The following is a 20,562-nucleotide window of genomic DNA, read 5'->3' on the forward strand; positions in this document are numbered from 1 at the left end:
TGTGAGGCGTGCCACTGCAATTTCTCATGCCGGATCGCGGCCGCGGAAGTGGTTACCACTGAGCGGGACTTCCCGTGATCCACCCGACAGCCGGGGCTACGTTCGGCGCAGAATCGCTGCCGGAGGAGCAACCACATGTCCACATTTCTCGACAACCCGACGACGAGGATCGATCCCTTCGCCCCCGCGAAGCTCGGTCCGCTGACCCTGCGCAACCGGGTCATCAAGGCGGCCACGTTCGAGGGGCTCACCCCGAAGGGGCTCGTCACCGACGAGCTCATCGAGTTCCACCGCCGGCCCGCCGCCGGCGGCGTCGGCATGACGACGGTCGCGTACTGCGCCGTCGCGCCGGACGGCCGCACCGCGCCCGGCCAGCTGCAGTGGACCGACGAGACTCGGCCCGGCATGCGCAGGCTCACCGACGCGATCCACGCCGAGGGCGCCGCGGTGTCGGCGCAGATCGGGCACGCCGGACCGGTCGCCGCCGCCAAGTACCTGGGCACCCCCGCCCTCGGTCCGAGCCGCGCCTTCCGCATGACGACCCAGAACTTCAGCAAGCCCGCGACCAAGGCGGACATCGCCCGCATCACCGAGGGCCACGCCGAGGCCGCGCGCCGCGCCGTCGAGGCCGGGTTCGACGCGGTCGAGATCCACTTCGGGCACAACTACCTGATCAGCTCGTTCCTGAGCCCGAAGATCAACAAGCGCAAGGACGAGTACGGCGGCTCGCTCGAGAACCGCGCGCGCTTCGCGCGGGAAGCCGCCCGCGCCGTCCGCGACGCCGTGGGAGACAGGATCGCGATCCTCGCCAAGCTCAACATGGACGACGGTGTGCCCGGCGGCTTCTGGCTCGACGAGTCGATCCAGGTGGCCAAGTGGCTCGAGGCCGACGGCTCCCTCGACGCCCTCGAGCTCACCGCCGGCAGCTCCCTGCTCAACCCGATGTACCTGTTCAAGGGCGACGCGCCGCTGCGCGACTTCGCCGCCGTGATGCCGCAGCCCACGAAGCTCGGGATCCAGCTGGTGGGCAAGCACTTCCTGCGCGAGTACCCCTACCGCGACGGCTACCTGCTCGAGGACGCCAAGCAGTTCCGGTCGCAGCTGAAGATGCCGCTGGTGCTGCTCGGCGGCATCACCAACCGGGCGATCATCGACGAGGCGATGGCCGAGGGCTTCCAGTTCGTCGCCGCCGCGCGGGCGCTGCTGCGCGAGCCGGATCTCGTCAACCGCATGCAGGAGGACGCGGCCGCCGCGTCGCTGTGCAACCACTGCAACAAGTGCATGACCGCCATCTACGGGGGCACCCACTGCGTGCTCCGGACGGCGTGAAGGGAGCCGCGACGATGACGAGCACCGTGAACCCCCGCGCCGCCGCAACGGAGACGGGGGTGCAGCGCGCCACCATCGCCGAGATGCTGCTCGACCGCGTCGGCGACGACCGGCTCGGCCTGCGGACCCGGGAGCAGGACTGGACGTGGAACGCCGTGGTGCGCGAGAGCGCCGCGCGGGGCGCGCTCGCGCGGTCGCTGCGCGTCGACGGCCCGTTCCACATCGGCATTCTTCTCGACAACGTCCCGGACTTCCTGTTCTGGCTCGGCGGGGCGGCCCTGGCGGGCGCGACGGTCGTCGGCATCAATCCCACGCGCGGCGCGGCGGAGCTCGAGGCCGAGATCCGGTACGTGGACTGCCAGCTCATCGTCACCGACACCGCCGGGATGGCGAAGCTGCGCGGCCTCGACCTGGGCCTCGACGAGGACCGCTTCCTGCTGATCGACGATCCCGACTACGCGGCGCGGCTCGAGCGGGTGGAACCGGCGATCGCCGACGGCGTCGGCGAGGACAGCCTGTTCCTGCTGCTGTTCACCTCCGGCACCACCGGCCGTTCGAAGGCCGTCAAGTGCTCCCAGGGCCGGTTGTCGCGGCTCGCGTACGCCAACACCGCCAAGTACGGGCACCACCGCGACGACGTCGACTACTGCTGCATGCCGCTGTTCCACGGCAACGCGCTGATGGCGCTGTGGGCGCCGGCGCTGGCCAACGGCGCGACGGTGTGCCTGACCCGCAAGTTCTCCGCGTCCGGCTTCCTGCCCGACGTGAAGTTCTTCGGCGCGACGTTCTTCACCTACGTCGGCAAGGCCCTGGCCTACCTGATGGCCACCCCCGAGCAGCCCGACGACGCCGACAACCGGCTCGAACGGGGTTTCGGCACCGAGGCCTCGCCCGAGGACAAGGCCGAGTTCGTGCGCCGGTTCGGTGCGGTGCTGTACGAGGGGTACGGCTCGAGCGAGGGCGCCGGTTCGGTCCGGCTCGATCCGCAGGCCCCGGAGGGCGCCCTCGGCCGGCCCGCTCACGCGGGTATCGCGGTGGTGAACCCCGACACCCTCGAGGAGTGCGCCCGCGCGGTGCTCGACGAGCACGGCCGCGTCCTCAACCCGGACGAGGCGATCGGGGAGATGATCAACAAGGAGGGCGCCCGCGCCTTCGAGGGCTACTACAAGAACGACGTCGCCGACGCGGAGCGGATCCGCAACGGCTGGTACTGGACCGGCGATCTCGGCTACGTCGACGAGGCCGGCTTCATCTACTTCGCCGGCCGCAAGGGCGACTGGATCCGGGTCGACGGCGAGAACACCTCGGCCCTGATGATCGAGCGGGTCCTGCGCCGGCATCCGAAGGTCGTGAGCACCGGCGTCTACGCGGTGCCGGATCCCCGGTCGGGCGATCAGGTGATGGCGGCGATCGAGGTCGAGTCCCTCGCCGGCTTCGATCCGGTCGAGTTCGCCGAATTCCTCACCGGGCAGGCCGATCTCGGTTCGAAGGCCGTGCCGCGGTTCGTGCGCGTGTCGACGAACCTGCCGGTGACGGGCTCGAACAAGGTCCTCAAGCGCGAGCTGCAGGCGCAGCGCTGGCACACCACCGAGCCCGTGTACCGGTGGGTGGGACGCGGCGCGCCGGAGTACACCGCGATGAGCGCGGACGACAAGGCCGCGCTCGACCGGGAGTTCGCCGCGCACGGCCGGCAACGGCTGCTGAGCGTGTAGGCGATGCCGGAGACCCGCGTCGCCCTCGTCACCGGTGCCAGCCGCGGCATCGGGCGCGAGACCGCCCTCGCGTTCGCCCGGGCCGGCTTCGACGTCGCGGTCACCGCCCGCACGGTCCGCGAGGGCCGGGGCACGGTGCCTCCGCGCACCCGCCGCGACGGCGACGAGCCGATCGCCGTCCCCGGCAGTCTCGAGACCACCGCGGCGGCGATCGAATCGCTCGGGGTGCGGGCACTGTCCGTCCCGATGGACCTGCTCGACGTCGACTCCGTGCGGGCCGCGGGCCGCCGTGTGCTGGACGTGTGGGGCCGGATCGACGTGCTCGTCAACAACGCCTACGCACAGACGAGCGGCAACATGGACCGGCTCCTCGACATCGATCTCGCCGACGCCGCCGCCATGGTGGAGGGCAACTACCTCCACCAGCTGGCGCTGATCCAGACGGTGCTGCCGGCCATGCTCGCCCGCGGCGGCGGCGTCGTGATCGACCTCGTGTCCGGGTCGGCCGCGATCGATCCGCCCGCGCCGCCGGGGGAGGGCGGCTGGGGTCTGTCGTACGCGGCGTCGAAGGCCGCGTTCGCGCGGGTCGCCGGGATGATCAACGCCGAGTACCGCGCCCGCGGTGTCCGGGCGTTCAACCTCAGTCCGGGTTTCGTCGTCACCGAGTCGGGGCGGGCCCGGGGCGGCACCCGCGCGGTGGAGGACGCCGGGTTCGACGCGGTGCCGGCGACGGTGCCCGCCGACGCCGCGGTGTGGCTGGCGACGGTGCCCGACGCGGACCGGTTGCTGGGCAAGGTCGTATGGGCGCCGACGCTGATCGAGAGGATGTCCGCTTCCGCGGTGGAGCGGCGGAACGAGAGGACGGACGTCACGTGAAGCTGGGTGTGGTGGTGCCGGTCGAGCTGGAGCAGAGCGGGGAACCCGAGTGGATCCTCGAATTCGCCCGCGCCGCCGAGAACCTGGGTTTCGACGAGATCTCCGCCGTCGAGCATTCCGTCGTCGTCGCGAACACGGGCAGCGCGTACCCGTATGCGCCGACCGGCAAGTCGCACCTGCCCGACGACTGCGACCTGCCCGACCCGCTCGAGCTGCTGTCGTTCGTCGCCGGCGCCACCACCGACCTCGGGCTCGCGACCGGGGTGCTGGTGCTGCCCAACCACCATCCCGTGGTCCTGGCCAAACGCCTGGCCACCCTCGACCGGCTCGCCCGCGGCCGGGTCCGGATCTGCCTGGGACTGGGCTGGATGCGGGAGGAGATCGAGGCGTGCGGCGGCGACTTCGACCGTCGCGGGAAGATCGCCGACGAGGCGATCGCGGTGATGCGGGCCCTGTGGGCCGGCACCGGTCCGGCCGGGGTGGACTTCGACGGCGAGTTCTACACGTTCCGCGGCGCCCACAGCTGGCCGAAACCGCACCGCGAGACCGGGGTGCCGCTGTACATCGGTGGGCACAGCGCGGCCGCCGCGCGGCGGGCCGGCCGGCTCGGCGACGGGTTCCAGCCGCTCGGCCTGGCGGGGGAGGACCTCGACCGCGCGATCGGGCGGATGCGCCGCGCCGCCGAGGCGGCGGGCCGCGATCCCGGCACCGTCGAGCTGGTGCTCGGGGCGACCCTGCCGCGGCTGGACGAGGCGCGGATGGACCGGGCCCGGAAGCTGGGGGCGGGGCGGATGGTGCTGTCGGCCTCGCCGAACGCGGGATCGCTGAGCCAGGTCGTCGACGAGATGGCCGCCTGCGCCGAACGCCTCGGCCGGGTCTGACGCCGGGCCGGTTCCCGCTGGCCGAGATGCGCCGCCCGGCCGCCGGCAACGCTGACTAGCGTCCGAGGTCACAACGACATTCGGTCGCTAGGAGAATCGCGATGGATCTGAAGGAATCCCCGGAGCAGGTCGCGCTCAGGAAGGAGCTGCGCGCCTACTTCGCGTCGCTGCTGCCGGAGGACAAGCGCCGCCGTGCCGGTGAGCAGGGGGTGGGCGGCGAGCACTTCCGCGAGGTCGTCACGCTGCTCGGCAAGGACGGCTGGCTGGGGATCGGCTGGCCCACGGAGTACGGCGGGCAGGGCCGCTCCATCGAGGAACAGTTCGTGTTCTTCGACGAGGTGCAGCGGGCGGGCCTGCCCTTCCCGTTCGTCACCGTGAACACCGTCGGGCCGACCCTGATGAAATACGGCACGCAGGAACAGAAGGACCGCTTCCTGCCCGGCATCCTCTCCGGCGACATCGTCTTCGCCATCGGCTACACCGAACCGGAGGCCGGCACCGACCTGGCGTCGCTGAAGACCCGCGCGGTGCGCGACGGCGACGAGTGGGTGGTCGACGGCAACAAGATCTTCACCTCGGGCGCGAACACGGCCGACTACGTGTGGCTCGCGTGCCGCACCGACCCGGACGTCCCGAAGCACAAGGGCATCTCGATCCTCATCGTGCCGACCGACGCGCCCGGGTTCTCGTGGTCGCCGATCCACACCGTCGGGGGTCTCTCGGTCACCGCCACCTACTACAGCGGTATCCGAATCCCGGACCGGGACGTCGTCGGCGAGGTCGGCGGCGGCTGGCCGCTGATCACCGCGCAGCTCAACCACGAACGCATCGGCCTCGCCGCGATCGGCGGCCGCACCTACGGGCTGTGGCAGCAGGTGCTGGACTGGGCGAAGGAGAACGGCGCCGTCGAGATTCCCTGGGTGCAGCAGGAGTTCGCTCGCACCCACGCCAAGCTCGAGGCGATGCGGCTGCTGAACTGGAAGATGACCGCCGCCGTCGCGGCCGACACCCTCTCCGGTGCCGACGCGGGCGCGACCAAGGTGTACGGCACGGAGACGCACGTCGACGTGTACCGGACGTTGCTGGGCATTCTCGGGGCCGCCGGCCGGATCCGCCCCGAGTCGCCGGGCGCCGTGCTCGCCGGACAGATCGAGCAGATCTCCCGTCAGGGCATGGTCAACACGTTCGGCGGCGGTGTCAACGAGGTCCTGCGCGACATGGTCGGCACGATGGGCCTGGGCCTGGTGCGGGAGAAGAGGGTCAAGTGAGCGAACTGCTGACCAGGCTGAGGGCGTTCGAGGGGCAGACCCTGACGCCGACGACGTGGGGCCCGGACGCGGTCAACACCCCGATGATCCGGCACTGGGTCGAGACGATGGGTGACACCAGCCCGATCTACCTCGACGACGCCGCCGCCCGCGCCACCGGCCGCGACGGTGCCGTCGCGCCCGCGCTCATGACGCAGGTGTGGACGATGCGCACCTTCACCGACAAGATGGCGAACAACGACCCGTCGCCGGTGTGGACCGACCTGATCGCCACGCTCGACGACGCCGGCTTCACGTCCGTCGTTGCGACGGACTCGGACTTCGAGTTCTTCGTCGAACTGCGCCCCGGCGAACGGGTTTCACTCACCGAGGTGATCGAATCGATCTCCGAGGAGAAGAGGACCGGGCTCGGCGCGGGTCACTTCGTGACCACCCTCAAGACGTACCGCAACGGGGACGGCGCGGTCGTCGCCACCCAGCGCTGGCGCACCCTGCGCTTCCGGCCGAAGGACACGGCGCAGCCGGAGCCGAAGCGCGAGAGCTCGCCCGGCTCGGAATCCGCCGCTCCGAAGGGTCTGCGCCCGCGTCCGGCGATCAACGCCGACAACGCCTTCTGGTTCGAGGCGGCCAGGGAGCACCGCCTGGTGATCCAGCGTTGCGCGGCGTGCGGCACGCTGCGGCATCCGACCGGGCCGATGTGCGGGCGGTGCCGTTCCCTCGAGTGGGACACCGTCGACGCGTCGGGCCGCGGCACCGTCTACAGCTTCGTCGTCAACCACCACCCGCGGATCCCCGGGTTCGAGTACCCGCTCGTCGTCGCGACGATCGAACTCGAGGAGGGCACCCGGCTGATCGCGAACATGACCGGTGTAGAACCGCACGCGGTCGAGATCGGCATGGCGGTGGAACTGGACTGGATCGACGCCGACCCCGAGTTGACGCTGCCCGCGTTCCGGCCGGCCGCACGGAAGGATTCGTAGATGGATTTCAACTTCAGCGAAGAGCAGGAAGCGATTCGCGGCCTCGCGCACGAGGTCTTCACCGGCAAGGCCGGCATCGATCGGGTCAAGCAGGTCGAGCTGAGCGACGAGCGCCTCGACCGGGAGCTGTGGCGGGAGCTGGCCACCACGGGTCTGCTCGGCGTCGCGCTGCCCGAAGACCTCGGCGGCGGTGGGCTCGGCCTGGCGGAGCTGTACGTCCTGCTCGAGCAGCAGGGCCGGCACGTGGCGCCGGTGCCGATCTGGCAATCGGTGCTCGCCGCGCTCGCCGTCGCCGAGTTCGGCACCGACGACCAGCGCACCGCGCTGGTGCCGGGTGTCGCCGACGGCAGCCGGTTCCTGACGATCGGTCTCGAGGAGTTCGGCCCCTACGTCCCCGGTGACCCGCAGACCACCGCCACGGAGGCCGGTGGCCGGTGGACCCTCACCGGCGCGAAGGCCGTCGTCCCGGTCACCCACGTCGCGTCCCGCGCGATCGTCTCGGCGACCACGCCGGCCGGTGCCGCGCTGTTCGTCGTCGATCTCGCCGGCGCGGGCGTCTCCGTCGAGCAGACGCACTCGACCACCTGGGAGATCTGCGGCAACGTCACGTTCGACTCGGCTCCCGCCGAGCTGCTCGGGCCCACCGACGGCACCGCAGCGCAGTGGCTGCTCGACCGCGTCGAGCTCGCGCTCGCCGCGATCCAGCTCGGTGTCGGCTCGGGTGCCGTCCAGCAGGCCGTCACCTACCTCAACGGGCGCATGCAGTTCGGACGTCCGCTCGCGACGTTCCAGGCCGTGGGCCACCAGCTGGCCGACTGCTACATCGACCTCGAGGCGATGCGCGTGACGCTGTGGCAGGCCGCGTGGCTGCTCGCCGAGGGACAGGACCCCGGCACCTCGGTGCTCGTCGCGAAGTGGTGGGCCACCGACGGCGGCCAGCGCGTCGTGCACCGCACCACGCACGTGCACGGCGGCATGGGCGTCGACACCGACTATCCGGTGCATCGGCACCTGTTGTGGGGCAAGCAGATCGGCGCCAACCTCGGTGGCTCCGCGTCGGATCTGGCGCGCCTGGGCGCCCAGCTCGCCGCCGGCGTCGAGGTGGTCGCGTGACCGCCACCGTGTCCACGGGCCGCAGCTACGACGACATCGAGATCGGCGAGGTACTGCCCGAACTCGCGATCCCGCTCACCCGCACACTGATCGTCGCGACCGCCCTCGCGACCCGCGACTTCCAGGATGTCCACCACGACCCCGAGCTGGCGCGCGAGCGCGGCTCGAAGGACGTGTTCATGAACATCCTCACCAGCAACGGGCTGGTGGGCCGGTTCGTCACGGACTGGTCCGGTCCGTGCGCCGTCGTGCGGCGGGTGAAGATCCGTCTGGGCGCACCGAACTACCCCGGGGACACCATGACGATGACCGGCGAGGTGGTCGGCAAGTCCGACGGCCTCGTCGAGGTCCGCGTCCGCGGCGCCAACAGCCTCGGCGACCACGCCACCGGCACTGTCACGATCGCCTTCACCGACCGGCCGGGAGGAACCCGATGACCAGCCTGCTCTCCGGTGCCGCCGCGATCGTCGGCATCGGCGCCACCGAGTTCTCCAAGAAGTCCGGCCGCTCGGAGCTGCAGCTCGCGTGCGAGGCCGTCGTCGCCGCACTGGCCGACGCCGGCATCGACCCGTCCGAGGTCGACGGACTGGCCACCTACACGATGGAGACCAACGGCGAGATCCTCGTCGCCCGCAACTGCGGGCTCGGGGAGCTGAAGTTCTTCTCCCGCATCGGCTACGGCGGCGGGGCGGCGTGCGCGACGGTGCAGCAGGCCGCGATGGCCGTCGCGACGGGCGTCGCCGAGGTCGTCGTGGTCTACCGCGCGTTCAACGAACGTTCCGGTATCCGGTTCGGTCTCGGCCAGCACGACCGGCCGATGGATTCGACCGCCGACCGCGCCGCCTACGCGTGGCTGACCCCGCAGGGGCTGGCGACGCCCGCTCAGTGGGTCGCGATGTTCGCCCGCCGCTACATGCACCAGTACGGTGCCACGAGTGAGGATTTCGGTCGGGTTGCCGTCGTCGCCCGCAAGCACGCCGCGAACAATCCGGCCGCGTGGTTCCACGGCAAGCCCATCACGCTCGCGGACCATCAGAACTCGCGGTGGATCGCCGAGCCGCTGCACCTGCTCGACTGCTGCCAGGAGACCGACGGCGGTCAGGCCCTCGTCGTCGTCTCCGCGGAACGCGCCCGGGACCTGCGGCACCGGCCCGTGCTCGTCAAGGGCGCCGCGCAGGGCTCCGGCAAGGACCAGCACATGATGACCAGCTACTACCGTCCGGACATCACCGGCATCCCTGAGATGGGACTGGTGGGCCGCCAGCTCTACGGCCAGAGCGGACTGAGTCCGGACCACATCGACGCGGCGATCCTCTACGACCACTTCACCCCGCTGGTGCTGCCGCAGCTCGAGGAACTCGGCTTCTGTGGCGTCGGCGAGGCCAGGGACTTCGTCCGCGAGGGCAACCTCGAGATCGGGGGCCGGCTGCCGAGCAACACCCACGGCGGCCAGGTCGGCGAGGCGTATCTGCACGGTGTCAACGGCATCGCCGAGGCGGTCCGCCTGGTGCGCGGCACCTCCACCAATCAACCCGACGGCGTCGAGAACGTGATCGTCACGGCGGGAACCGCGGTTCCCACGTCCGGACTGATCCTCGGTGCCGCCTGATCCCGGAAGGATTCGACAATGACGGCAGTGGAGCAGAAGGCCGGCGCGTGGCGCGGAGCCGACCTGGGCACCCGCACGGTGGCCTACGACGAGCGCGACGCGATCCTCTACGCGCTCGCCGTCGGCGCCCAGCCCGCCACCGACCTGGACCTGGTGCTCGAGGACCGGCTGCGGGTACTGCCGACGTTCGCGCTGACCCTGGCCCAGTGGGCACCGGACGAGCTGGGCTCGCGCGGCGCGTTCGACACGACGACGGCGCTGCACGGCTCGCAGGAGCTGACCGTGCTGGCCCCGCTGCCGCGTCGCGGTGAGGTGGAGCTGCGGGCGTCGGTGGGCGAGGTGTGGGACAAGGGGGCCGCGGCCGTGTTCGAGGTCCGCGTCGAGTGCGAGTACTTCGTCGCGACGTGGTCGATCTTCGCGCCCGGCGCGGGTGGTTTCGGGGGCGAGCGCGGCCCGTCGAAGCCGGCGGCGCCGCAGGGCGAGCCGGAGCTGGCCGGGGAACTGGCCACGGCCGCGAACCAGGCCGCGCTGTACCGGCTCACCGGCGACCGGCACCACATCCACATCGATCCGGAGGCGGCCGCGCGGATCGGTCAGCCGCGCCCGATCATGCACGGGCTGTGCACCCTGGCGGCGGCGACCCTGCCCCTGGCCCGGCTCCTCGGGGCGCATCCGGCGGACCTGACCGAACTGCAGGGCCGCTTCGCGGCGCCGGTGTTCCCCGGCGACGTCGCCGGGCTGCGGGTGTGGGGCGGACGCGACGACGCCGTGTTCGAGGTGGCCGCGGACGGGCAGGCCGTGATCTCGGGGGCGCGCGCGTCGTTCGCGTGAGGTCGTGGACCGGTGCCCGGCAGCCGGGCACCGGTCCACGCGTCACTTGCCGTGCAGGGCCATGTAGCGGGCCGGGTACTCGCCGCCGCCGTGGACCGCCAGGTCGGCGCCGTTGACGTAGGACGCGAGGTCGCTGCCGAGGAACAGGCAGGCGCGCGCGATGTCCGACGGGACGGCCATCCGCTCCATCGGCAGGGTGCGGGTCACCGCGGCGCCGCCGTCGTCGCCGTAGACCGAGGCCGCGGCCTCGGTGCGGATCAGGCCGGTGGTGATGTGGTTGACCCGCACCTTAGGTGCCCATTCGAGGGCGAGGGCTTTGGTCAGGCCCAGCAGGCCGGCCTTTGCGGCGGTGTACGCGGCGGTGCCGGGCTGCGGATCGTGTGCCGAGACGCTGCCGATGTTGATGATCGAGCCGCCCCCGGGCCGCTCCTGCATCACCCGGTTGGCCGCCTGCGCCGCGTAGAACGGGGCGAGCAGGTTCAGCGCGACGATCTTCTCCACGAAGCGCGGGGAGACGGTGGCGGCGTCGGAGTCCGGTGACCCGCCGGCATTGTTGACCAGCACGTCGAGCCGGCCGAACCGGGCGACGGCGTCGTCGACCAGGGCGGCCACGTCGGCGGGGTCGCGCACGTCGACGGCCCGGAACGCCGCGCTCCGCCCGCCGGCCGAGGGCAGGGACCCGGGCTCGTTGCGGGCGCATACCAGGACGTCGGCGCCCGCGGCGAGGAAGTGTTCGGCGACGACGAAGCCGATGCCCTTGGTGCCGCCGGTGACGATCACGGCGCGTCCGGTGTGGTCGACGGGATTGGGAAGGTGCACGTGGCTACCTTTCTGGAACTCGGGTCGGTTCGAGACTGCTTGCCGTCGCGCGCCTTTCGTGGCCGCGAGCGGGAACCGACGTGGACAAGCAAGTGCTTGGTCAAGGATAGTGGACGGGACGCCTGGGGCACCAGGATTTCCGTAGTGGCGAGAGAACCGGGAGCAGGGACGCATGGGCAAGCTGGACGGCAAGGTCGCGCTCATCACGGGCGCGGGACAGGGGATCGGACGGGGCATCGCCCTCGCGCTCGCCAAGGAGGGGGTGCACATCGCGGCCGCCGGCCGCACCGAATCCAAGGTGGTCGCGACGGCCGAGGCGATCGAGGAACTCGGCGGCAAGGCGCTGGCGTTGCGCTGCGACGTGAGCAGCGCCGACGACGTCGACGCGGCGGTGCAGCGCACCGTGACGCATTTCGGCGGCGTGGACATCCTGGTCAACAACGCCAACGACTGCCGGCCCGGCCCGCTGCTGTCGTTCACCGACGCCGAGTACGAGCGGTCCTTCGCCACCGGCCCGCTCGCGACGCTGCGGCTGATGCGGGCCTGCTACCCGGTGATGAAGGAGCGCGGGGGCGGCTCGATCGTCAACCTCGTCACGTCGGCGGCGGTCCGCTGGGACGCGAGCAACTACGGCGTCTACGGGTCGATCAAGGAGGGCATGCGGTCGCTGACCCGCGCCGCGGCCTGCGAGTGGGGAGTCGACGGGATCCGCGTCAACGCCATTGCACCACACGCGATGTCGCCGGGACTCGAGGCCTGGATGGCGCGCAACCCGGAGGAGGCGGAGGAGTTCCGCGCGGGAATCCCGTTGCGCCGCATCGGCGACCCCGAGACCGACATCGGGCGGGCGGTGGTCTTCCTCGTCGGCGAGGACGCGGGGTATCTCACCGGCGCGACGATCCCCCTCGACGGCGGCCAGTCGCGCTGGGGCTGACGCCCCCGGTGCGTCCTTTGGGCTGCCCTGGCGGCCCAAAGGACGCACCGGCGCCGCAGGCGCCTATCCGGTGACCCGCCCGGCGTTGCCGGCGTCGACCGGCAGCACGGTGCCGCTGATGTGGGCGCTCGCCTCGGCGGCGAAGAACAGCACCACGCGGGTGATCTCCGCCGGTTCGAGCCACGGCACCGGCTGCGCGTGCAGGCTCTGGAAGATCGGGGCCACGTCGTCGGCGCCGGGATGCTCGAGATCCGGGCGCATCAGGCCGTAGAGGAAGTCGTTGTGGATCATCGGTGTCGAGATGTTCCCGGGGGCAATCGCATTCACCGTGACACCGTGCGGCGCCAGATCCAGCGCGGCGCTCTTGGTCAGGCCGATCACGCCCCACTTCGATGCGCTGTACGCCGCCATGTTGGTGTTGCCCGCGCGGCCGAGCATCGACGAGATCGTCACGATCCGCCCGTAGCCGCGCGCGACCATGCCGGGCGCCACCGCACCGACGGTGTTGAAGACACCGGTCAGATTCGAGCCGATCGCCTCCGCCCACTGCGCCTCGGTCATCGCCTGGATCGGGGCGGCCACCGACACGCCCGCGTTCGCCACCGCGATGTCGATCCGCCCGAACTCGGCGTGCGCCTGCGCCACGAGTTCGTCCATTGCCGGGCGGTCCGCGGTGTCCAGCTTCGCGGTCAGGCACCGGCGCCCGGTGGCGCGCACCGCCGCCGCGGTCTCCTCCAGATCCGCCTCCGTGGCCAGCGGGTACGGCACCACCGGGCTGTCGGCGCACCGGTCGCACAGCACGATGTCGGCGCCGCGCTCGGCCAGCGCCACCGCGTGGCTGCGGCCCTGGCCCCGCGCCCCGCCCGTGATCAGCGCGACCCGGCCTTCGAACTCACTCATCGAATCCACTCCTGTCCTCCTCGGTCAGCAGGTCGATGCTCCAGCCCCGGCGGGCCCGCAGGGGTGCGGCGATCCCGCTCAGCGGGAAAAGGGCAGGCCGCGGGCCGTCACACCACCGCTGCGGCGGGCACCAGCGCGGCGCCCAGGCCGGACGGCGCGTAGTTCGGCCGGTACGACGGCTGGGGCCGGTTCCCCGCGACGAGCAGCGCGACGACGACGAACGCGATCGCCAGCACGAGCGCGAGCGCGCCGACGATCGACCAGAAATCCGGCCGCAACGACCGTCGGCGGGGTTCGTCGCCGTAGGTGAGCCGCTTGACGCGCCGGACCTCGGCGGCGGGCGGGGCGGAGTGGGCGGCCGCCGCGTGCCGGGACGCCGGCGGGCGGACCGGCTCCGCCGCGGAATCGCCCGGCGTGAGCACCTGTGCGATGGGCTGTGTGATCGCCTGGGGGTCCACCGACTCGAGGTTGTGCATGGCCGTCCGTTCTCTCCATTGCCGACGGCCGTGAATCGCCGATTCGGAGACGTCCGTTACCGTGATCCTCGCGACACGGTCAGTCGGTCCACGCGAAGCGGAACCGTTCCGCGAGTTCGGCGGGCGGCCGCGAGCGGTACTCCCCGAACTCGTAGCGTTTCACGGCGAGCAGGGCCTCCATGATCGACGGTCCGAACAGGCGCTGCGCGAGGCCGGAGGACCCGAGCGCGGCGAGCACGCCGTCGGGGTCCGTCGGCAGGACGCGGACCCCGAGTTCGGCGCGTTCGGCATCGCCCATCCGGCCCGGATCGACCGGGATCTCCGGCGGAACCGGGAGTGCGTCGGTGAGACCGGCGTGGGCCGCCCCGAGGATCGCCGCGCCGGCGAGGTAGGGGTTGGCCGACGGGTCCACGGGCTTGACCTCGAGGTGGGCGCCGTAGGGGCTCCCGGGCGTGAGCGCGCACAGCCGCAGCGCGGCCTCACGGTTCTCGAGCCCCCAGCAGCACCACGCGCCGGACCACATGCCCGGCTGCAGCCGCAGATGCGAGAGCACGGACCCGGTGAGGACCGCCCCGAACTCGGGCAGCGCGCGCACGATGCCGGCGACGACGCTGCCGCCCGCCGCAGTCACCCCGTGCGGGCCGTCGCCGCCGGACAGGAGCGGCCGCCCCTCGCGGGTGAAGGACACGTGGACGTGGGCCCCGTTGCCCGCCCCGCCGACGACGGGGACGGGGGAGAACGACGCCCGCAGACCGTGCCGCCGGGCGGTGCGGCTGATCAGGATGCGTGCGAGCACCAGGTTGTCGACCGACTCCACGGGGGCTGCCGGAGACAGGGAGAGTTCGAACTGCTGCGCGCCCGCCTCGGCGTGAATCTGGTCGATGCCCAGACCCGCCTGCGCGGCCGCGTGCAACAGATCCGCGACGAACGGGTCCCGCCCGAGGACGGCACCGAGACCGTATGCGGACCATTCGCTGCGCCCGCCGTCGAAGAGCGTGAACTCGATCTCGTGCCCTGCCCGGGCCTGCACGCCGGCCGCGGCGAGCTCCTCGACGACGCGTTCGAGCGCTGCGCGCGTGCACAACGGTGACCGCGTCCCGTCCTGCTCGTACAGGCCGGCCGGCGTCCACCGGACGCCGTCCCCGACGGGCCGGAGCCGGTCGCGGTCGATCCGCAGCCGGAGATCGCCCGTCACCGACAGTGACGGCGTGAACGCCAGGTGGTCGTCGACGCAGAAGACCGCCCAGCTCGGCGACGCGCCCGCGCCCGACTCGACGAACGACGTAAGCCTGTGTCCGGGAAACACCTTCGCCCGCGAGATGCCGGTCGAATCGACGACCGAGCCGACGATGCGCTCCTCGCGGGCGCGTTCGCCCGTCACGGGGTCGAAGCGTTCCTCCGTCACGGGGTCGAAGCGTTTCTCCGTCACGGCGGCGAAGCGTTCCTCCGTCACAGGGACCTCCCGCCCGCGCCGTCGGCCACCGGCGGCATCGCCGGGCACGAGGACGCCGGGCACAAGGACACAGTAGAGGCGAGGTCGGGTCACGGGGACCGTCTTCGCCGACACAGGGCCGTGCCGGCGAAGACGGGCGTCCTCACCGCGGCTGATGCTGGGTGATGCAGTGGATGCCGCCGCCGCGGCGGAAGAGCGGCCGGGCCTCCACTCCCACGACGCGACGGCCGGGATACGCGGCCGCCAGGATCTCCGCGGCCTCGTCGTCGGCGGGGTCGCCGAAGCGGCAGGCGATCACCCCACCATTGACGACGTAGTGGTTGATGTAGCTGTAATCCACCCAGCCCTCGTCGTCGCGGACCGTCGCCGGGGCCGGCACCCGGACGATGCGCCACGGCTCACCGCGCACGTCCGCCGTGTGCTGCAGCCGCTCGACGATCAGCGCGGTGACGTCGAAATCCGGGTGGTCCCGGTTGCGCTGGTCGTGGACGAGGACCACGCCCGGGGACGCGATCGCGGCGACGATGTCGACGTGACCGCGGGTGCCGTAGCGCTCCTGGTCCCGCGTCAGCCCGCGCGGGAGCCAGATCGCGTAGGTCGCGCCGATGGTGCGCCGCAGTTCCGCTTCGACCGCGGCCTTGTCGAGGTGCGGGTTGCGCCCGGGGTCGAGCTGGACGGTCTCGGTGAGCAGGACGGTGCCGAGACCGTCCACCTGCATGCCACCGCCCTCGTTGACGAGTGTCGACGCGACCCGTTCCACGCCGGCCCGCTCGAGGACGAACGACGCGATCCGGGCGTCGTGGTCCCACCGGGCCCAGTCCTGCGCGCCCCAGCCGTTGAACACCCAGTCGACCCCGCCGCACCGGCCGTCGTCGTCGAGGACGAAGGTCGGCCCGATGTCGCGCATCCAGGCGTCGTTCAGCGGGGCCTCGACGAGTTCCACGTCGCGGGACAGGTACCGGCGGGCCGCGTCGACCTGGCCGGGATCGGCCACCACGGTGACCGGTTCGAACTCGGCGACGGCGTGCGCGACCGAGGCCCACGTGGCGCGGGCCTCGTGGTGCTCCTCCGCGGTGTCGCCCAGCGAATATCCCTCGGTGGGGAAGGCCATCCACGTGCGCTCGTGCGGTTCGCTCTCCGCGGGCATGCGCCAGGTCATCGCGTGGCTCCGAAGGGTGCGTGCGCGTCCACCGGTGCGGTCAGCGAGCCGTAGGTGTCCGGGCGGCGGGTGCTCAGGAACGGGAACAGCGACAACCAGTCCCGGCGCTGCGCGAGGTCGAGATCGGCCACCAGCACGGCGGATTCGTCGCGCGGAGCCTGCACCAGGATGCGACCGTAGGGATCGGAGACGAACGAGGAGCCGTAGAAGGTGATGGCTCCCTCGCAGCCGTGCCGGTTCGGCACGATCATGAACGTGCCGTTGGCGATGCCGTTTCCGACGATCACCTGCTGCCACAGCGGGCGGGTGTCGAACTCGGGGTGGTCGGGCTCGGAGCCGATCGCCGTCGGGTAGACCAGGATCTCGGCCCCGGCGAGCGAGTACGCCCGCGCCACCTCCGGGAACCACTCGTCCCAGCAGGTCGGCATGCCGATGCGGGCGCCGTCGAGGCCGTCGGGGGTGTGGACGGGATACGGGTCACCGGCCGGACCGCCCCGGAAGTAGGTGTCCTCGTAGTATCCGGCGGTCACGGGGATGTGCAGTTTCCGGGTCCGGGCCACCGGTTCGCCGGCGGGGGAGACGAGGACGGCGGTGTTGTAGCCGAGGCCGTCGGGGGCGTCGGCGCGTTCGTAGAGGGACGCGTGTACGAACACACCGTGGGCGGACGCGGCGGCCGCGGCGAAGGCGACGGTCGGGCCGGTCCGCAGGTCCTCGGCGGTCCGGGCGGCGTCGGCGCCGCCGGGCGTGTCGGCCGGGTAGCGGCTCAACGTGAGTTCGGGCAGGAACACGACGCGCGCGCCGAGTCCGGCGGCGCGGGCGATGCCCTCGGTGAGTTCGGCGTGCAACGCCCGCTCGTCGTCGTGCCAGCGGTGCTGAACCAGTCCGACGCGCAGCGGCGGCCGATCGGGGGCGTCGACCCGGCACAGCGAGTCGGGCGGCGTGGTGGCGGTGATGGTGAGCATGGGAAGTCCTCGGCTCGATCCGGGGGGATAAAACGAATTTGATTCGTTAAGTATGGTGGACGAGCGCGTCCCGGGCAAGAGCCCACGACGATTTCGAGGAGTTTTCGTATGCCACGACCGCCGAAGCGGCTGCTGTCGCCCGAGATCATCACGGACGCAGCGATTCACATGGTGGACACGGCGGGCGACTTCACCATGCCGGGATTGGCCGAGCGGCTGAAGGTGCGGCCGTCGTCGCTGTACAACCACGTGTCGGGACGCGCCGAGATCGTCGAGGCCATGCGGGCGCGCATCATGTCCACCATCGTCGTGGGCGAACCGGCCGGCGACTGGTCCGAGACGGTCGCCGGCCTCGCCCGCGAGTACCGTCGCGCCTACGCCGCGCATCCGCGGCTGATCCCGTTGTTCACCGCGCAGACCGTGCAGTCCCCGGTCGCGTTCGGGCTCTACAACGCTCTCGCGCAGGCCTTCACGGATGCCGGATTCACGCCCGCGCACGTGCTGCATGCCATCACCACCGTGGACAGCTTCGTCCTCGGCTCGGCGCTCGACCTCGCCGCGCCCGAGGTGGTGTGGGCGAACGTCCCCGAAACCGGCGACGCGATGCGCGCCGCGCTGCAGACCGCCTGCCCGAATCCGCAACGGGCCGACGCCGCCTTCGAATTCGGCCTGCGCGCACTGGTGGCCGGCCTGGTCGCCCAGACGCCGGCCGGGGCCTGAACGGCCCGGCCGGCGTCGGCGCGGTGGTCGGTGCGGTCCGGGTTCAACCGCGGTCGGTGGTGAACACGTCCGTCTCCCCGGTGAGCGCGGCGGTGCTGCGCGTGAGGGTCTCCCCGCGGAAGAACTGCGGATTGCGCACCCGCATCACCAGCATCAGGACCGCGCCGAGCAGCAGGATGCCGAAGCCGAGGAAGAACACCAGCCCGACGCCGCCGATCTCGGCGCCGCTGCCGTTGTCGGGATTCATGCTCTCGCCCACCGAGATCGCGAAGACGGCGGCGAGCATGATCCCGCCCGACAGGGGGAAGACGAACCGGAACACGGCGTTGCGGGCACTGGTGAACAGACGTCCGCGGAAGTACCACACGCACGCGAACGCGGTGATCCCGTAGTACCAGCAGATCATGATGCCCAGCGCGGCGATGGTGTCGAGGAGGGTGCGTTCGGACAGGAACGTCACGCCGGCGTAGAACACCGCGGTGACGACTCCCGCGACGACCGTCGCGTACGAGGGCACCAGAAAGCGGGGATGCACCGCGGCCAGCCGGCGCGGGAACGCGCCGTAGGCACCCATCGCGAGCATCGTCCGCGCCGCCGGCAGGAAGGTGGTCTGCAGGCTCGCCACCGACGAGACGAAGATGGCGAGGAAGAGCAGCAGACCACCCCACTGGCCCAGGACCGGATCGGCGAGGGCGCCGAAGATGTTCTCGGAGTTGTCGGGATTGCCCAGTCCGAGACCCGTCGTACCGACACCGGCATACATCATCGCCGCGACCGACACCAGCAGGTAGGTCAGCAGGATCGTCGCCACGCACAACAGGCCGGCCCGGCCCGGGGTCTTCTTGGGGTCCCGGGACTCCTCCCCGAGGGTGAGGCACGTGTCCCACCCCCAGAACGCGAAGATCGAACCGGTCACGCCGATCACGAAGGCGCCGATCGCAAGCCCGTGGAACGGGTCGAACCAGGAGGCGTCGAGCGACAGCCCGGCGGGCGCGTCGCCCGCGCCGACGTGCACGAGTGCCGCGACCGCGAACGCGAGCAGGAGCACCATCTGGAAGCCGACGAGCGCGTACTGGACGCGTTCGCTCGTGGTGATGCCGCGGCTCGCGATCCATGTCGCGATCGCGATGAACACCAGGGTGGTGCCCACGTTGACGAACTTGTTCCCGGGAAGATCCGCGATCGCGGAGTCTCCGGTGATGCGGGCGAGGAACAGGTAGAAGAACTGGACGGCGATCGCGGCCAGGTTGGACAGCACGATGATCGTCGCGATCACCATGCCCCAGCCGCACATCCACCCGACGTACGGGCCGAAGGCCTTCGTGGACCACGTGAACGACGCCCCGCAGTCCGGTGATTCGGAATTGAGTTCGCGATAGGCGTACGCCGTGAGGAACATCGGGATGAACCCGGCGATGAAGATCGCCGGCATCTTCAGCCCGACGGCCGCGACGATCAGGCCGATGCTCGCCGTCAGCGTGTAGCCCGGCGCGACGGACGAGATGCCCAGGACGGCGCCGGCGAACGTGCCGATCCTGCCGGCGGCCAGGCCCTTCGGCACGACCCCGTCGCCGGGGGTGATCACCGGGTCGGCCTCTCGAACCCGGGTGGGAGGAAGCGAATTCGTCATGGCGGGCCTACTCACTGTTCTCGGGGTCGTGGGCGGGAACGACGACCATGGGCACCGGAACGACCCGCAGCATCTTCGCTGCCGTCGAACCCAGGAAGAGCCGGTGCGGCTGGGCGAGCCGGCTCGAGCCGACCATCACCACGTCGCCGTCGCGCCACTCCAGCGTGGCCACCGCCGATTCGACGGTCGCACCGTCCGCGACGAGGGAGGCGACCGGGAAGTCGTCGGGGAGCTGGGCGCGTGCGGTGTCCAGGACGCACCGGGCATGTGCCCGCGCCGATTCGAGCACGTGCTCGTGGGACGGATGTGCGCCGCGCCCGACCCCGTGCGGATCGAACGCGACGAGCGAGACGAGCCGCAGCGGCGTGCGCATGTGCTCGCAGGCGCGCACCGCGGTCCGGAGCAGGACGTCCGCTCCGGTGCGGGTGCCCAGTGCGCACGTGACCTCGCGGATCCGGGGGGCGGCGGAGTGCCGGAATCCCCGCGGTGCCAGGGCCAGCGGCACGGGCGCGGAATGCAACAGCTCGGACGACACCGTGCCGATGGAGTGCCGGCCGAGGAGCCCGTCGCCCGCGGCACCGACGACGACGGCGCGGGCGCCGAGCCGCGCCACCTCGTCGAGCAGGCCCTGCGCGAAGGACTCGTGGAAGCTCAGGTGGGTATGTGCCCGCACGTCGTCGGGCACCGTGGCCGCCGCCTGGGCGAGCCACGCTTCGCCCGTTCCGGCGAGGACGTCCTCGTACCCGGGCTCGGTGGGTGCCCGGGAGGGCACCGGGCGATCCGGGGGCAGGACCATACAGATGTCGAGTTCGGCGCCCAGGCTGCGGGCCAGCTGGACGCCGAGCGCCAGCCCGTCCGCGCCGCTGGGGGTGGCGAGGTATCCGACAACCAGTCTCATGGGAATCCGATC

20 protein-coding genes are annotated in these 20,562 nt (G+C 71.6%); 12 read left to right on the plus strand and 8 right to left on the minus strand.

The window, feature by feature from the left end:
• Positions 1-135: 135 nt before the first annotated feature.
• The 10 genes from A4U64_RS02565 to A4U64_RS02610 all read left to right on the plus strand — a co-directional run bounded on the left by A4U64_RS02565 (position 136) and on the right by A4U64_RS02610 (position 10,599).
• The gene (locus tag A4U64_RS02565) at positions 136-1,329 is read left to right on the plus strand and encodes an NADH:flavin oxidoreductase (protein WP_006935158.1); all 1,194 of its coding nucleotides are present in this window, start codon (positions 136-138) and stop codon (positions 1,327-1,329) included.
• A gap of 14 nt (positions 1,330-1,343) precedes the next feature.
• Entirely contained in the window at positions 1,344-3,041 is a 1,698-nt protein-coding gene (locus tag A4U64_RS02570) for an AMP-binding protein (protein ID WP_051359270.1), read from the plus strand.
• A gap of 3 nt (positions 3,042-3,044) precedes the next feature.
• On the plus strand, positions 3,045-3,917 hold the full coding sequence (locus A4U64_RS02575) for an SDR family NAD(P)-dependent oxidoreductase (protein ID WP_029545909.1): 873 nt from the start codon (positions 3,045-3,047) through the stop codon (positions 3,915-3,917).
• A complete protein-coding gene (locus A4U64_RS02580) occupies positions 3,914-4,798 on the plus strand; it encodes an LLM class F420-dependent oxidoreductase (RefSeq protein WP_029545907.1) in 885 nt (294 codons plus the stop codon). Before A4U64_RS02575 ends, A4U64_RS02580 begins: the two co-directional genes overlap by 4 nt.
• A gap of 101 nt (positions 4,799-4,899) precedes the next feature.
• Positions 4,900-6,066 (plus strand): acyl-CoA dehydrogenase family protein, encoded by a 1,167-nt coding sequence (locus tag A4U64_RS02585; protein ID WP_006935163.1) that lies wholly within the window; start codon positions 4,900-4,902, stop codon positions 6,064-6,066.
• Entirely contained in the window at positions 6,063-7,046 is a 984-nt protein-coding gene (locus A4U64_RS02590; RefSeq protein ID WP_006935165.1) for a bifunctional MaoC family dehydratase N-terminal/OB-fold nucleic acid binding domain-containing protein, read from the plus strand. Before A4U64_RS02585 ends, A4U64_RS02590 begins: the two co-directional genes overlap by 4 nt.
• Positions 7,047-8,159: an acyl-CoA dehydrogenase family protein gene (locus A4U64_RS02595; RefSeq protein ID WP_029545905.1), complete on the plus strand. Its 1,113-nt coding sequence runs from the start codon at positions 7,047-7,049 to the stop codon at positions 8,157-8,159. It begins immediately after the preceding gene.
• The gene (locus A4U64_RS02600) at positions 8,156-8,596 is read left to right on the plus strand and encodes a MaoC family dehydratase (protein WP_006935168.1); all 441 of its coding nucleotides are present in this window, start codon (positions 8,156-8,158) and stop codon (positions 8,594-8,596) included. Before A4U64_RS02595 ends, A4U64_RS02600 begins: the two co-directional genes overlap by 4 nt.
• Positions 8,593-9,768 (plus strand): lipid-transfer protein, encoded by a 1,176-nt coding sequence (locus tag A4U64_RS02605; protein ID WP_029545903.1) that lies wholly within the window; start codon positions 8,593-8,595, stop codon positions 9,766-9,768. The genes A4U64_RS02600 and A4U64_RS02605 overlap by 4 nt, the downstream gene beginning before the upstream one ends.
• An 18-nt stretch (positions 9,769-9,786) precedes the next feature.
• Positions 9,787-10,599 (plus strand): MaoC/PaaZ C-terminal domain-containing protein, encoded by an 813-nt coding sequence (locus tag A4U64_RS02610; protein WP_029545901.1) that lies wholly within the window; start codon positions 9,787-9,789, stop codon positions 10,597-10,599.
• A 42-nt stretch (positions 10,600-10,641) separates the two neighbouring features.
• Here the strand turns inward: A4U64_RS02610 and A4U64_RS02615 are convergent, their stop codons facing one another.
• The gene (locus A4U64_RS02615) at positions 10,642-11,418 is read right to left on the minus strand and encodes an SDR family oxidoreductase (protein WP_006935178.1); all 777 of its coding nucleotides are present in this window, start codon (positions 11,416-11,418) and stop codon (positions 10,642-10,644) included.
• Between the two features lie 172 nt (positions 11,419-11,590).
• Between A4U64_RS02615 and A4U64_RS02620 the strand changes: the two genes are divergently transcribed.
• Complete coding sequence (locus A4U64_RS02620; protein WP_006935179.1) at positions 11,591-12,352, plus strand: SDR family NAD(P)-dependent oxidoreductase; 762 nt, start codon at positions 11,591-11,593, stop codon at positions 12,350-12,352.
• 63 nt (positions 12,353-12,415) lie between these two features.
• On the opposite strand, the gene A4U64_RS02625 is transcribed toward A4U64_RS02620, so the two are convergent.
• The 5 genes from A4U64_RS02625 to A4U64_RS02645 all read right to left on the minus strand — a co-directional run bounded on the left by A4U64_RS02625 (position 12,416) and on the right by A4U64_RS02645 (position 17,302).
• A complete protein-coding gene (locus A4U64_RS02625) occupies positions 12,416-13,252 on the minus strand; it encodes a mycofactocin-coupled SDR family oxidoreductase (RefSeq protein WP_043798722.1) in 837 nt (278 codons plus the stop codon).
• A 107-nt stretch (positions 13,253-13,359) separates the two neighbouring features.
• A complete protein-coding gene (locus A4U64_RS02630; protein ID WP_006935181.1) occupies positions 13,360-13,728 on the minus strand; it encodes a hypothetical protein in 369 nt (122 codons plus the stop codon).
• Between the two features lie 79 nt (positions 13,729-13,807).
• Positions 13,808-15,133: a glutamine synthetase family protein gene (locus A4U64_RS02635; RefSeq protein WP_065923391.1), complete on the minus strand. Its 1,326-nt coding sequence runs from the start codon at positions 15,131-15,133 to the stop codon at positions 13,808-13,810.
• A 190-nt stretch (positions 15,134-15,323) separates the two neighbouring features.
• Positions 15,324-16,340: an agmatine deiminase family protein gene (locus tag A4U64_RS02640; RefSeq protein WP_065922104.1), complete on the minus strand. Its 1,017-nt coding sequence runs from the start codon at positions 16,338-16,340 to the stop codon at positions 15,324-15,326.
• On the minus strand, positions 16,337-17,302 hold the full coding sequence (locus tag A4U64_RS02645) for a nitrilase-related carbon-nitrogen hydrolase (protein WP_006935186.1): 966 nt from the start codon (positions 17,300-17,302) through the stop codon (positions 16,337-16,339). The genes A4U64_RS02640 and A4U64_RS02645 overlap by 4 nt, the downstream gene beginning before the upstream one ends.
• Positions 17,303-17,410: 108 nt before the next feature.
• Here A4U64_RS02645 and A4U64_RS02650 point away from each other — a divergent pair, with 108 nt between their 5' ends.
• Positions 17,411-18,022, plus strand: coding sequence for a TetR/AcrR family transcriptional regulator C-terminal domain-containing protein (locus A4U64_RS02650; protein ID WP_006935187.1), 612 nt, complete (start codon positions 17,411-17,413; stop codon positions 18,020-18,022).
• A 43-nt stretch (positions 18,023-18,065) separates the two neighbouring features.
• Here A4U64_RS02650 and A4U64_RS02655 read toward each other — a convergent pair whose 3' ends face one another.
• Both A4U64_RS02655 and A4U64_RS02660 read right to left on the minus strand, forming a co-directional pair.
• Positions 18,066-19,652, minus strand: coding sequence for an APC family permease (locus A4U64_RS02655; RefSeq protein WP_006935188.1), 1,587 nt, complete (start codon positions 19,650-19,652; stop codon positions 18,066-18,068).
• 7 nt (positions 19,653-19,659) lie between these two features.
• Entirely contained in the window at positions 19,660-20,550 is an 891-nt protein-coding gene (locus tag A4U64_RS02660; protein ID WP_065922105.1) for a universal stress protein, read from the minus strand.
• Positions 20,551-20,562 lie beyond the last annotated feature (12 nt).

This window comes from Rhodococcus sp. WB1 (assembly GCF_001700945.1).
Lineage (GTDB): Bacteria > Actinomycetota > Actinomycetes > Mycobacteriales > Mycobacteriaceae > Rhodococcus > Rhodococcus aetherivorans.

Bases quoted from the DNA above. Each gene is read 5' to 3' on its own strand.
- A4U64_RS02575 (WP_029545909.1), top strand. From the start codon at position 3,045: ATGCCGGAGACCCGCGTCGCCCTCGTCACCGGTGCCAGCCGCGGCATC.
- A4U64_RS02610 (WP_029545901.1), top strand. From the start codon at position 9,787: ATGACGGCAGTGGAGCAGAAGGCCGGCGCGTGGCGCGGAGCCGACCTG.
- A4U64_RS02630 (WP_006935181.1), bottom strand. From the start codon at position 13,728: ATGCACAACCTCGAGTCGGTGGACCCCCAGGCGATCACACAGCCCATC.
- A4U64_RS02650 (WP_006935187.1), top strand. From the start codon at position 17,411: ATGCCACGACCGCCGAAGCGGCTGCTGTCGCCCGAGATCATCACGGAC.
- A4U64_RS02620 (WP_006935179.1), top strand. From the start codon at position 11,591: ATGGGCAAGCTGGACGGCAAGGTCGCGCTCATCACGGGCGCGGGACAG.
- A4U64_RS02660 (WP_065922105.1), bottom strand. From the start codon at position 20,550: ATGAGACTGGTTGTCGGATACCTCGCCACCCCCAGCGGCGCGGACGGG.
- A4U64_RS02655 (WP_006935188.1), bottom strand. From the start codon at position 19,652: ATGACGAATTCGCTTCCTCCCACCCGGGTTCGAGAGGCCGACCCGGTG.
- A4U64_RS02585 (WP_006935163.1), top strand. From the start codon at position 4,900: ATGGATCTGAAGGAATCCCCGGAGCAGGTCGCGCTCAGGAAGGAGCTG.
- A4U64_RS02595 (WP_029545905.1), top strand. From the start codon at position 7,047: ATGGATTTCAACTTCAGCGAAGAGCAGGAAGCGATTCGCGGCCTCGCG.
- A4U64_RS02570 (WP_051359270.1), top strand. From the start codon at position 1,344: ATGACGAGCACCGTGAACCCCCGCGCCGCCGCAACGGAGACGGGGGTG.
- A4U64_RS02605 (WP_029545903.1), top strand. From the start codon at position 8,593: ATGACCAGCCTGCTCTCCGGTGCCGCCGCGATCGTCGGCATCGGCGCC.
- A4U64_RS02645 (WP_006935186.1), bottom strand. From the start codon at position 17,302: ATGCTCACCATCACCGCCACCACGCCGCCCGACTCGCTGTGCCGGGTC.
- A4U64_RS02625 (WP_043798722.1), bottom strand. From the start codon at position 13,252: ATGAGTGAGTTCGAAGGCCGGGTCGCGCTGATCACGGGCGGGGCGCGG.
- A4U64_RS02565 (WP_006935158.1), top strand. From the start codon at position 136: ATGTCCACATTTCTCGACAACCCGACGACGAGGATCGATCCCTTCGCC.
- A4U64_RS02640 (WP_065922104.1), bottom strand. From the start codon at position 16,340: ATGACCTGGCGCATGCCCGCGGAGAGCGAACCGCACGAGCGCACGTGG.